This window comes from Vibrio sp. KUL70 (assembly GCF_059725515.1).
Genome location: NZ_AP045835.1, coordinates 753,591 through 765,437, shown reverse-complemented (window position 1 = coordinate 765,437; position 11,847 = coordinate 753,591). Strand labels below are relative to the sequence as shown.

General features: G+C 48.0%; 11 protein-coding genes. 2 read left to right on the top strand and 9 right to left on the bottom strand.

The features are described from left to right. Positions 1-9: 9 nt before the first annotated feature. Positions 10-1,092, bottom strand: a complete 1,083-nt coding sequence (locus AC6I7V_RS17475) for an ABC transporter substrate-binding protein (protein ID WP_498011726.1) — start codon at positions 1,090-1,092, stop codon at positions 10-12. 211 nt (positions 1,093-1,303) lie between these two features. Between AC6I7V_RS17475 and AC6I7V_RS17470 the strand changes: the two genes are divergently transcribed. After that, on the top strand, positions 1,304-2,032 hold the full coding sequence (locus AC6I7V_RS17470) for a UTRA domain-containing protein (RefSeq protein ID WP_261883325.1): 729 nt from the start codon (positions 1,304-1,306) through the stop codon (positions 2,030-2,032). Positions 2,033-2,201: 169 nt separating this feature from the next. Next, positions 2,202-2,609 (top strand): hypothetical protein, encoded by a 408-nt coding sequence (locus tag AC6I7V_RS17465; RefSeq protein WP_498011725.1) that lies wholly within the window; start codon positions 2,202-2,204, stop codon positions 2,607-2,609. 134 nt (positions 2,610-2,743) lie between these two features. Here AC6I7V_RS17465 and gabT read toward each other — a convergent pair whose 3' ends face one another. From gabT to AC6I7V_RS17425, 8 genes are all read right to left on the bottom strand, one after another. After that, positions 2,744-4,015: a 4-aminobutyrate--2-oxoglutarate transaminase gene (gabT, locus tag AC6I7V_RS17460; protein WP_498011724.1), complete on the bottom strand. Its 1,272-nt coding sequence runs from the start codon at positions 4,013-4,015 to the stop codon at positions 2,744-2,746. A 15-nt stretch (positions 4,016-4,030) separates the two neighbouring features. Continuing rightward, positions 4,031-5,458, bottom strand: a complete 1,428-nt coding sequence (locus AC6I7V_RS17455; RefSeq protein ID WP_032553797.1) for an NAD-dependent succinate-semialdehyde dehydrogenase — start codon at positions 5,456-5,458, stop codon at positions 4,031-4,033. 87 nt (positions 5,459-5,545) lie between these two features. Next, positions 5,546-6,628 carry an agmatine deiminase gene (aguA, locus tag AC6I7V_RS17450; RefSeq protein ID WP_498011723.1) on the bottom strand — a complete coding sequence of 361 codons (1,083 nt, stop codon included), beginning with the start codon at positions 6,626-6,628 and terminating at the stop codon, positions 5,546-5,548. Positions 6,629-6,637: 9 nt separating this feature from the next. Then, positions 6,638-7,504, bottom strand: a complete 867-nt coding sequence (aguB, locus tag AC6I7V_RS17445; protein WP_255232244.1) for an N-carbamoylputrescine amidase — start codon at positions 7,502-7,504, stop codon at positions 6,638-6,640. Between the two features lie 25 nt (positions 7,505-7,529). Beyond that, positions 7,530-8,807, bottom strand: a complete 1,278-nt coding sequence (locus AC6I7V_RS17440; protein ID WP_255232245.1) for an NAD(P)/FAD-dependent oxidoreductase — start codon at positions 8,805-8,807, stop codon at positions 7,530-7,532. Between the two features lie 31 nt (positions 8,808-8,838). Then, positions 8,839-10,323, bottom strand: a complete 1,485-nt coding sequence (locus tag AC6I7V_RS17435; protein WP_255232246.1) for an aldehyde dehydrogenase — start codon at positions 10,321-10,323, stop codon at positions 8,839-8,841. 36 nt (positions 10,324-10,359) lie between these two features. Continuing rightward, a complete protein-coding gene (gene puuR / locus AC6I7V_RS17430; RefSeq protein WP_255232247.1) occupies positions 10,360-10,917 on the bottom strand; it encodes an HTH-type transcriptional regulator PuuR in 558 nt (185 codons plus the stop codon). Positions 10,918-10,933: 16 nt separating this feature from the next. Beyond that, positions 10,934-11,680, bottom strand: a complete 747-nt coding sequence (locus tag AC6I7V_RS17425; protein ID WP_498011722.1) for a gamma-glutamyl-gamma-aminobutyrate hydrolase family protein — start codon at positions 11,678-11,680, stop codon at positions 10,934-10,936. Positions 11,681-11,847 lie beyond the last annotated feature (167 nt).

Here is an 11,847-nt window from a genome sequence, read left to right as displayed (position 1 = left end):
AAATGGGGATTATTGCTGGTGAATCAGAACACTTTCTTGCCATTGGCGTGGCAGGCGACGTGCTGATTTTTCCCATGCAGAGAAGTCAGTCACAGGGTGAACATTGCCATACTCTTCATTCGCAATAAGCTTGTCTTGTACTGATTGAGGCAGAGTAATGTTGGTACGAATTGGACGCGCATATCCCTCAGCTAGATTGATTTGGCCTTGGTCGCTGAAGATGTATTCACGAGCAAGCTTCGCCGCGTTAGGGTTCTTCGCGTATTTGTTTATGATGGTGGTGTAACCCGAGATAACAGAGCCATCTTGTGGAATGCTAACGGTGAAACGCTCACGATCAATCTTGTCGCGGTAGTTCAGTGCGTTGAAGTCCCACATGATCGCTACTTCAACTTCACCTTTTTCTAGGTTAGCCATATTTGGATCGGTGTAAGACAGACGCCCCTGTTTCGCGAGCTCACCAAAGAACTTAATCGCAGGTTTTAGGTTGCTTTCATCGCCACCGTTGGCAAACGCGGCTGCGAGTACTGCGTTATTTGCTTGCGCTGCAACGCCTACATCACCAACCGTCACCTTGTAGTCGCCTTCAATTAGGTCACTCCATGTCTTAGGCGCGTCTTTGACTAGATTGTTGTTTGAGATGAACGAGATAGTTCCAGTGTAAGCCAGCGCCCAGTGACCATCTTTGTCTTTCGCCCACTCAGGAATATCATCCCAAGTTGAGGGTTTGTAGGGTTGAGTCACGTCTTTCTTCACTGCAACACGAGCAAAAGCAAAGCCCACATCACCAATATCAGCGGTTGCATTGCGCTTCTCAGCCTCAAATTTTGAGATCTCTTGCGCCGAGCTCATATCTGTATCTTGGTGCTTTAAGCCGTAGTTTTCCTTTAGGTCCGCCCAAGTGTCTTTCCAGTTCGCCCAACTATCTGGCATACCCACACTGTAAACCGCGCCCTCTTTTTGAGCGGCTTTTACTAGTGCGTCTAAATCTGCGTCATTCGCCATCGCTGGCATTGAAATGGTCGCTGTCATCAAGGTTGCGCCAATCAGTTTTGATGGTGATAGCGTTGAACGGCAAAGCAAAGTTTTCATTGTCTCTATCCTTCTGGACTAGGTCAGTAAGTTCACTTTGTATGCTAGAGGCGGATTGTTACGGTTTATGGCAACTTATTTGACAGTTCAAATGCATTTATATGGCAGAACTATTTCAACAGCCCAGCTTTTAACCACAACGTACTGTCACATTATTGTTAAACAGCCGACATATACTGGTAACGACAATGAATCATGGACTAGATCAACAATGAGAATGCCGGGCAACAGCCATTCAGAGACACAATTAGGAAAAATCAAAAACAGTATCCGCGAACAGATCCAGTCTGGGATCTATAAAGAGGGGCAAAAGATTCCTTCAGAAAGAGAACTCAGTGAACTCTTTGCTACCACTCGCATCACGCTCAAAGATGCGCTTATCTCTCTTGAGACTGAGGGGCTAATCTATCGTGAGGATCGACGTGGTTGGTTTGTCTCTCCTGAGCGTATCCGATACAACCCTCTATCTCGCTCTCACTTTCATCAAATGATTCGCGATCAAAATCGAATTGCAGAGACTCGTCTTATCAATACCCGTTCAGAAATGGCCGCAGGTGAATACGCCAAGGCACTAAAAGTGGAAAGCATCACACCAGTTCATGTTATTGAACGGCTGCGCTACATCGACGGAAGAGTGGTGCTGTTTGTGGAGAACGTACTGAAGGCAAGTTTGTTTCCTGAGATCCTCTCGCACGATCTCAAGATGTCACTCACCGATATCTACAAGAAGAACTACGGTTACGAAACCCAGCGTTCTCGATTTGATGTGATACCCACCTCTGCGCCAGCCCATGTCGCCAAGGCACTCAACCTATCAGAAGGTCAACCAGTGCTGAAGATTTGCCGTGTGAACTACAAGCAAGATGGTGAGCTGATGGATTGCGAATTCGAGTACTGGCGACCAGATTCAGTGATGATTCATATTGATAGTGTTGGCTAAAAGCATGATTGGCAGCCTTTAAAAAGTCCAACTTAGTTAAAGAGTTAATGACTGTTATCGAAGCTATTAGCGTTATGCGATATCGAATACAGACTATAAAAAACACTGTGCAATTCTGGTTTAAATCCGATAATATTGACCCAGGTTATGAGTGATTCAAGGTTTTATAATGAAAGTAATTACACCGTTATTACTAATATTTTCTGGGTACGCCCTAAGTGCAGGAACTTCAAGCACAGAGGGTTCAAGTGCAGGCAGCTCAAGTGCAGAAAACCCGGAAGTGTTGGATATCAGTTCGATTAAAAACCTGCCAATCCACAACCTATCAACTCAACACTTACCAGCAGCACCAGAGCTGCATCATGATTGCCAAAGCATAGTGTGTAACGGCTACGCATCTTTCGAGACCAGCTCGACTTCTAACGATTACGACAACATCACTGTGGTTAACGTGCCAGAAAGAAACGCCAATGAAACTCTCGATGCTATTGGCAGTGCTCTATATATCATCGGTGAGATAGGCTTTGCTGAGAATCTATCTGAGCCTGACTATCACAACAATGTTTCTAATGAATAGGTGCTCAGTGAGCAAAGAGATTCTACAAACCCAAAACCTTAGGCAACTCGCGAAAAGTCCCATTTACATTGTAAATCCGCACAAAAAAAGAGCACTCAATGGTGCTCTCTCTAAATTAAAATGAATAACTTGAGTTACGCGACTTCAATAATGATCTTCTCGAGCTTATCCAAACCCTCGCTAAGAACTTCTGACTCGATCGTCAATGGTGGCAATAAGCGGATTACGTTCGCTTTCACGCCACAAGACAACAGAATTAAGCCATTCTCTTGCGCTTTGCTGATAACGGCTTTAGTGAGATCTTGCAGAGGTTTGCCCGTTTCAGGACAAGCAAACTCAATCGCCATCATCGCACCCGTAGTACGGATTTCACCAATTGCAGGCACTGACTCTTGAAGCTTAGTCATACGAGCATTAACCACCTCACCAATGCCCATCGCTTTCGCACACAACTGCTCTTCTTCGATAATTTTGAGAACCTCAAGACCCGCAACACAACCCAGAGGTGAACCTGCGTATGTACCACCAAGGCCACCTGGCAGTGCCGAATCCATCACATCCGCTTTGCCTACCACAGCAGAGATAGGGAAACCGCCTGCGATGCCTTTCGCCATGGTCATCATATCTGGTTCAATGCCTAGGTATTCCGTAGCGAACATTTTACCAGTACGCGCAAAGCCAGTTTGGATTTCATCGGCAATGAGCATGATGCCGTGTTTATCACACACTTCACGTAGCCCTTGCGCGAATTCAGCTGGCGCTTTGTAGAAGCCCCCTTCGCCTTGCACAGGTTCGAAGATGATGGCTGCAACGCGTGATGGCTCGATATCACATGCAAACAGGTCTTCAAGCGCTTGTAGGCTCTGCTCGGTGCTCACGCCATGGAAGGCATTTGGGTATGGTGCATGGAAGATCTCATTCGGGAAAGGACCAAAGCCCGCTTTATATGGCGCGACTTTACCTGTCAGACCCATCGTCATGTTCGTACGACCGTGGAACCCACCTTTAAATGCGATAACGCCACTACGACCAGTATGGGCACGTGCAACTTTCACTGCGTTCTCTACTGCCTCTGCGCCTGTGGTCAGGAAAATCGCTTTCTTTTCGCTATCGCCCGGTGCAAGTTCAGTCAGTTTTTCCGCCAGTTCAACGAACGAAGCGTAAGGTGTCACCATCGCACAGGTGTGAGAGAAGTTATCCAACTGCGCTTTCACTGCTTCACTGATGCGTTTGTTTGAGTGACCGGTATTGGTTACCGCAATGCCTGCAGCAAAATCGATGTATTTGTTGCCATCTACGTCCCACACATGGGCGTTCTCTGCTTTCTCAACGTAAAGTGGATAAAGTGCGCCCATACCTTGAGCGATTACTTGGCTTCTTCTTTGGTGTAGTTGTTGGTTAGTCATTGATTTGTCCTTAAATTAGTTGCCGCCAAAGCAGAGATATTTGATGTCCATGTATTCATCGATACCTTGTTTTGCCCCTTCACGTCCGATACCGGACTGTTTTACCCCACCGAACGGAGCCACTTCGGTAGAAATCATGCCTTCATTAATGCCGACCATGCCGTACTCGAGCGCTTCAGCGATCTTCCAGACGCGATGGATGTTTTGACTGTAGAAGTACGATGCGAGGCCGTAGATGGTGTCGTTAGCCATCTCGATCAATTGCTCGTCGTTATCGAATGCAATCACAGGCGCGACAGGACCAAAGATCTCCTGCGAGACAATATGCATGTCATGAGTTACGTTCTTGAGTACCACCGGCTGCATGAACAGGCCATCAAGATTCGGCACTTCCGAAACTGGCTGCGCACCTTGCTCGATTGCACCATCAATCAGAGCTTGAATGCCTGCTTTCGCTGACTCGCTGATCACAGGGCCAATGTTCACACCTTCATCTAAGCCATTACCGACCTTGAGCTGCTGAACCGCTGCGTCAAACTTGGTCACGAACTCATCGTAGACTTTGCTGTGAACATAGAATCGGTTGGCGCACACACACGTTTGACCTGCATTACGGAACTTAGATGCCATCGCACCCGCTACGGCTGCGTCGATATCTGCGTCATCAAACACAATAAATGGCGCGTTGCCGCCCAGTTCCATTGAGGTGCGTTTGATGTCGTGCGCACTTTGCTGCATCAGAACGCTACCCACTTGAGTTGAGCCCGTGAACGAGAACTTACGAATCAGTGGGTGAGAAGTAAAAATCGCACCGATCTGACGAGAGCTTTCGCCCAGAGTCACCTGCAATACATCGCGCGGAATGCCCGCTTGGTACGCTAATTCAGCGACAGCGAATGCAGACAACGGTGTCGAGTCCGATGGCTTCACGATGAAACTACAACCTGCAGCAAGTGCAGGCCCGGCTTTGCGAGTGATCATTGCAATTGGGAAGTTCCATGGCGTGATTGCGCATGCGACACCAATGGGCTGCTTGATCGTTACAAGACGCTTATCACCACTCGGGGCAGGGATCGTTTCGCCATAAGTACGCTTAGCTTCTTCAGCAAACCACTCGATAAAGCTTGCACCATAGAGTACCTCGCCCTGCGCTTCTGCGAGCGGCTTACCTTGCTCTAGCGTCATTAGACGGCCAAGATCTTCTTTGTTTTCAAGCAGCAGTTGATACCACTTGTTCAATAGAGCAGCGCGTGCTTTTGCAGGCATTGCCGCCCACTCTTTTTGCGCGACACTTGCGCGTTCAACACCATCTAAAATGGCTTGCTCTGAAGAGACTGGGGCATAACCCAACACTTCACCAGTAGCAGGGTTGGTGACAGCAATGCCCTGCTCTTGGTCCGACACCATAAACGATAGCAATGTTTGGTTGTTAATTTGTTGCATGGTGATTCCTTTTGACAGCTAAACAATGCCGCTCTTTGTTGACTGATTCAGTCATCCGCGGCTATGAGTAATTTTAATTGATGATGGCTAAGCAGGGATCTGCTGGGTAATGCAGTGAATGTTGCCACCACCCAATAATACTTCACGTGATGGGATCCCAATCACCTGATGCTCAGGCATTGCCTGTTGCAGTATCTCTATCGCTTGCGAGTCGGTTGTATCATCGAGCAGAGGTAAAAAGACATACTCATTTACGATAAGAAAGTTTGCATAAGAGGCACTTAGGCGTTCTCCCGCATCGCGCACCATGCCTTCACTCTTATCGACACCGTTGGCTTCAGCCTCGCTGTAGTGCAAAGGCCCCGGCAACGGCAAGCGGATCACTTCGATGTTTCGGCCTTGAGCATCAGTTTGCGATTTAAGTGCTTGTTCCGCTTGACGTGACAGGTCGAACTGCGGGTCACTTGGATCATCAGTCCAGCTCAACACAACCTTACCCGGTGCAATAACGTGCATCAGATTATCGACGTGACCGTCGGTCTCGTCGTTAAACAGCCCCTTTGGTAGCCAGATAACTTTATCGATACCAAGATACTCTTTTAGGTTCGTTTCTATCTGTTGCTGACTCATCGCTGGGTTGCGCCCCGGACTAAGCAAACACTCTTGAGTGGTATACAGGGTCCCTTCGCCGTCGGTATGAATGGCGCCGCCCTCTAGAACAAACGGGGCTCGATAATGATCAAGGCCAATGATGTCACACACCGAGCTCGCGACTAAATCGTCTTGCTGCCAGTTGTCATACAGACCATTGTAATCCCCGCCCCACGCATTGAACTGCCAGCTGACACCGCGGCGGTCGCCTTGCTCGTTCACCACTACCGTTGGACCTATGTCACGCATCCAAGCATCATTGTATGGGATCTCGACCAGTCTAATATCGGAATGAAGCAAATCACGAGCTCTATCAAACTGCTTACAGCTAACCGCTACGCACACCTTGGTTACTTCCGAAATCGCGTTGGCAATGCGGGCAAAGGTGCGCTGTGCAGGCTGTGCTTGTTCACGCCAATTATCTTTTCGCTCAGGCCAAGCAAGCCACACTTCACTTACCGGCTGAAACTCTGCCGGAAAGTAGAAGCCATCTTGTCGAGGCGTGGTTGATAGCTGCATAGTGCCCCCTTATACCGCCAGTTTGCCTACACTGCCGTAGAGATCTGGTCGACGGTCACGGAATAACCCCCATGAATGACGAGCCTGCGCCGTTGCCGCTAAATCGACTTCGGCATAGATGATCGCTTCACCTTCACGTGGCGCTTCAGCAAGCTTGCCACCAGTATGGTCGGTGATGAAAGATGAGCCGTAGAAGGTCGTCTCAATACCATCATCCACTTCAGTACCCACTCGGTTTGACGCGATGACAGGGACCAAGTTCGCAGCAGAATGGCCTTGCATCGTGCGTTGCCAATGATCACGTGAATCAAGGGTTGGGTCTTGTGGCTCGCTACCGATCGCAGTTGGGTAGAAGATCGCTTCAGCGCCATGCAAGGCTAAGCTGCGAGCCAGTTCTGGGAACCATTGATCCCAACAAATGCCGGCGCCAAAAGTGCCATACTTGGTCTTCCAAACCTTGAAGCCTGTGTCACCTGGGCTGAAGTAGTACTTCTCGCTGTAGCCCGGTCCATCTGGAATGTGTGACTTGCGGTAATTGTCGAGTACCGTACCATCCGCATCGATCATCACTAACGAGTTAAAGAAGGTGTTACCCGCTTTTTCAAAATAGCTCACTGGGATCACCACACCCAGCTCTTTAGCGAGTGCGCTCATCTCTTTAATCAGTGAGCAGTTTTCTGTCTCTTCTGCCAACTCGAAGTATTTCGCTTCCTGTTTCTTACAGAAGTAAGGCGCTGCAAACAGCTCTTGTGGCAGAATGACGTTGGCACCGTTGCTCGCTGCTTCACGAATCGCCTGCTTGGCTTTGTTCAGATTATCTTCCAGATCCCAGCTCTTAGTCAGTTGTAAGGCTGCAAATTTCACTACTCTACTCATTCGATATTCCTTATCTATGTCTGGATTAGATAGCCAGTTTGTCTCTTAGGTTGTAATACGCTGCACCTACTGCTGTGAATGGGATTTGGAAGTGGCGACCACCCGGGAAGGCGTAGTGCTTCAACGCTGCGAAAGCATCAAATCGCTCTGCGTGTCCGGTTAAGGCTTCCGCCAATAGTTTGCCTGCAAGGTGAGTACAAGTGACACCATGGCCGCTGTAACCTTGTAGGTAGTAGATGTTGTCGTCGAATGCGCCGAACTGAGGCATACGCGAGTAAGTGAGCAGGAAGTTACCCGTCCAAGTGTAATCAATCTTAATCCCTTTCAATTGAGGGAAAACCTTCTCGAGCTTAGGACGAATCAAAGCTTCGATATTCTCTGGGTCACGAGCACCGTACACCACGCCACCACCAAACAGCAGTCGTTTATCAGCACTTAGACGGAAGTAATCCAGTAGGTAATTACAATCTTCAACACAGTAGTCGCTTGGCAGTACTTGCTTAAGTTGCTCATCAGTCAGCGGCTCTGTCGCCACCACTTGGGTACCACACGGAATCGCTTTGTTGCTGATATTCGGAGCCAGGCCACCAAGATACGCGTTCCCTGCCAACACTAGGTACTTACACTTCACGCTGCCGTGAGCCGTTCTAGCCACAGGGTTTACGCCCTTCTCTAGCGACGTTACTGCAGACTGTTCGAAAATTTGACCACCCAAAGAGACAAACGCTGCTGCTTCACCGAGCGCCAGTTTTAGCGGATGGATGTGACCACCACGCATATCGAGCAGACCGCCAGTGTAAACCTGTGTACCAACTGCCGCTTCTACCTCATTGGCATCAAGCAGAGTCAGTTGGTCATTGCCGTAACGCTCCCAGTTTTTCTTGTGGTGCTCTAGACCAGCGAGCTGCTTTTTGTTCAGAGCTGTAAATAGGCCACCGCGCTTATGATCACATTCGATATCGTACTTATCGATAAGGCCACGAATGATGTCACCACCTTCAAAGATCATGTCACACAGTGCTTTAGCTTGAGATTGGTCGTAACGGCTTTCAATTACGTCAACATCTCGGCTGTAGCTGTTAACGATCTGACCGCCGTTGCGACCGGTTGCGCCAAAACCGACTTTCGCACTTTCTAGCACCACCACTTTGAAGCCTTTCTCTGCCAGATGCAGTGCTGAAGATAAACCAGAGAAACCGGCACCAACCACACACACATCACACTCGATGTTGTCTTGAAGTTGTGGGAAATCTGGCATGTTTGGTACTGAGTGCGCGTAAAACGAGTCCGTATGCTTATTCATTGCTTTATTCCTTTGTTATTCGTCAGCAGGCTTAAGGGTGTAGGCGAATCCAAGTCGTTTTGGTTTCTGTGAATTTTTCAATGGCGTGCAGTGATTTATCACGGCCGTTACCACTCATTTTGAATCCACCAAATGGGACAGTCATGTCACCTTCGTTATAGTTATTGACCCAGACAGAACCCGCTTGAAGCTGCTTAGCCACACGGTGAACACGATTAATATTGCTGCTCCAAAGAGCGGCACCTAGGCCATATTTAGAATCGTTAGCAATGGCGATCGCCTCTTGCTCATCTTTGAAAGGAATCACGCACAACACAGGGCCAAAAATCTCTTCCTGCGCGACACGCATCTTATTGTCGACGTTGTCGAGAATGGTTGGCTCAACGAACGCGCCTTTGCCATCGACATCACCACCGCAGCGCAGTGTTGCACCCTCAGTTTGACCAAGGTGGATGTACTCCAGCACTTTGGCTTTATGCCCTTGATCGATCAGCGCGCCCATAGAACAAGTGGTGTCCATTGGGTCTTTTGGCGTGAAGGCTTTAGACGCTTCAATCACCTTCTCAACAAACTGATCTTTAATGCTTTCATGAACCAGCAATCGAGTTGCTGCGACACACACTTCACCTTGGTTATAGAAGCAGCCACCTGCCGTTTCAGCCGCTGCGCGGTCAAGATCGTCACAGTCTTCGAACACAATATTGGCATTCTTACCGCCCGCTTCTGCAAAGACACGTTTGAGGTTAGTCTCACCAGAGCGAACCATTAACTGACCAGCGATTCGGGTTGAACCGGTAAAGGCGATGCAGTCAACATCATGGTGTTTAGCTAGTGCATCCCCAGCTTCATGACCATAGCCAGTAATGACTTGGAATACGCCACGAGGAAGACCTGCTTGATTGGCAAGCTTGCCAAGGAAGATTGCAGTGAGTGAGGATTTTTCTGACGGCTTGAGAATGACGCTGTTACCAGCCGCGAGCGCAGGGCCGAGCTTCCAACAGGCTAACCATAGAGGGAAGTTCCACGGAACCACCGCGGCGACAACACCAATAGGTTGGTGAGAGATGTAGGCGTGTACATCTTTTTCGGTTGGTGCGACTTCACCGTAGACTTTATCAATCGCTTCTGCGTACCAACGCAAAGAGCCTGCAGCGCCCGGAATATCGGTAGAGACACTGTGATTAATAGGTTTTCCGGTATCGAGTGTTTCCAGTAATGCGAGCTCTTCACGGTGCTCATCAATAAGATCAGCGAATAAACTTAGGACAGCTTTACGATGAGATGGAGCACTGTTGCTCCATTCACCCGCTTGAAAGGCTTGACGAGCGCATGTTACCGCAAGATCAACATCTTCTTCTTGGCAACGCGCGATTTCTGTAAGCGTTTCGTCCGTTGCTGGGTTGATGACATCAAGCATTTGACCGCCGATGGCAAGCGTGTACTCGCCGTTAATAAATGCTCGATTTTCGATGTTTAGACTGTTTTGTAATTCAATCCATTGTTCCTGGGTTTTCATACGCTCTCCTTGTTATCACAACAAGGCAAGGCCCACTTAGAATGTGGTTGGCGTATGCGCGCTTATCATTCGACAAGCCTTGTCTGTGTGATTTGTAAACTTATGCGGCTGAGTTGTATCAATGACGTACGACTCGCCTTGTTTAAGGACGTAAGACTGGTCTTTATACTCAAGCGTGATTTCACCCTCAAGAATGGTCCCGATCTCTTCGCCTTCATGTTTAATTTCTGCCGCACCAGTCGTTCCATGTGGGGCATACTCTTCGATTAAAAACCCGATGACCTGATCTTTACTGCCATTGGTAACTAGCTTCATTGAAACAGACTCACTGCCCATCTCCACCAAATCATCAGGGGTAACGACAACCTTTACTTCATCACTGGCTGGCTTTTCAAAGGTGAAAAACTCCGATAGCGACAAAGAAAAAACGTTCACTATTTTTTGCAACGAGCTCACTGAAGGGCTGACCTTAGCGTTCTCAATAGAGGAGATAGCACTATGTGTAATGCCAGCTCGCTCGGCTAATTCTCGTTGTGACAATCCATGTTCTTTTCTTAACTGAACAATATTTTTACCAATCTCTTGATTGTCCATGTATCTGGCTCCTAACTTATAGAGAGGCAGCCATCATAAATTCTTTGAACAAAATTTGAGAGAAATGATTGGTTTTCGCTTTCCATTCTGGGTGCCACTGCACGCCAACGAAGAATTTTTGTCCTGGAAGGCTGAACGCTTCCACCAAACCATCTGGTGCTTTCGCTTCTACCTGCAGTTGTGGAGCAAGTTGGTCAACACCTTGATTATGAAGCGTGTTTACTTCAAAAAAGACCGTGGTTTCCCAGTGATTCTCTGTCAGCCATTTCTCAAAAAGGCTCTGCTTTTGCACCAGTACTGCATGTGATGGTGCGTACTTCTCTTCAAAGTCGTCGACGTCGATCTCTCGATGATCATTAAAGCCCGAATCATGAACTGCTGGATTCAACGATCCACCCAGCGCCACATTCATCTCTTGAAAGCCACGGCAGATCCCTAAACATGGAATGTCTTTATCGATCGCTTTACGTAGCAATGAAAAAGAGAGCTCGTCACGCGCTTCATCTTTCTTCGCCTCTTGATGCGTCGCGTTGTAATGGTGCGGTGCTACGTTCGAATGACTGCCCGGAAATAAAAAGCCATCACACATTTCGAAGATTTGTTCGATATCTTCATTCGACATATCTGGTGCTAACATCAGCGGCAACCCGCCGAAATCTTTTACTGCCGCCAGATAGAAATCATTAACGGCTTGTATTTGATAACCACCCAACTCTTTCGCGCAGCTAACAATTCCAATAATGGGTTTTCTTTGTGTAGACATGTCATTTCCGTGCTCGATTTATTTAACATTCACACTACAAACCATGTACAAAATTATCAACGCCAATGTTAGATATTCTGACCAAAACGTGACCAACGCCCCTTTTTTGGTTAAAAAAACATCTAATTTTGCTCATTATATTGAGCAAAAAGAACCCACCTGTTACA

Bases quoted from the DNA above. Each gene is read 5' to 3' on its own strand.
- AC6I7V_RS17475 (WP_498011726.1), bottom strand. From the start codon at position 1,092: ATGAAAACTTTGCTTTGCCGTTCAACGCTATCACCATCAAAACTGATT.
- AC6I7V_RS17470 (WP_261883325.1), top strand. From the start codon at position 1,304: ATGAGAATGCCGGGCAACAGCCATTCAGAGACACAATTAGGAAAAATC.
- AC6I7V_RS17465 (WP_498011725.1), top strand. From the start codon at position 2,202: ATGAAAGTAATTACACCGTTATTACTAATATTTTCTGGGTACGCCCTA.
- gabT (WP_498011724.1), bottom strand. From the start codon at position 4,015: ATGACTAACCAACAACTACACCAAAGAAGAAGCCAAGTAATCGCTCAA.
- AC6I7V_RS17455 (WP_032553797.1), bottom strand. From the start codon at position 5,458: ATGCAACAAATTAACAACCAAACATTGCTATCGTTTATGGTGTCGGAC.
- aguA (WP_498011723.1), bottom strand. From the start codon at position 6,628: ATGCAGCTATCAACCACGCCTCGACAAGATGGCTTCTACTTTCCGGCA.
- aguB (WP_255232244.1), bottom strand. From the start codon at position 7,504: ATGAGTAGAGTAGTGAAATTTGCAGCCTTACAACTGACTAAGAGCTGG.
- AC6I7V_RS17440 (WP_255232245.1), bottom strand. From the start codon at position 8,807: ATGAATAAGCATACGGACTCGTTTTACGCGCACTCAGTACCAAACATG.
- AC6I7V_RS17435 (WP_255232246.1), bottom strand. From the start codon at position 10,323: ATGAAAACCCAGGAACAATGGATTGAATTACAAAACAGTCTAAACATC.
- puuR (WP_255232247.1), bottom strand. From the start codon at position 10,917: ATGGACAATCAAGAGATTGGTAAAAATATTGTTCAGTTAAGAAAAGAA.
- AC6I7V_RS17425 (WP_498011722.1), bottom strand. From the start codon at position 11,680: ATGTCTACACAAAGAAAACCCATTATTGGAATTGTTAGCTGCGCGAAA.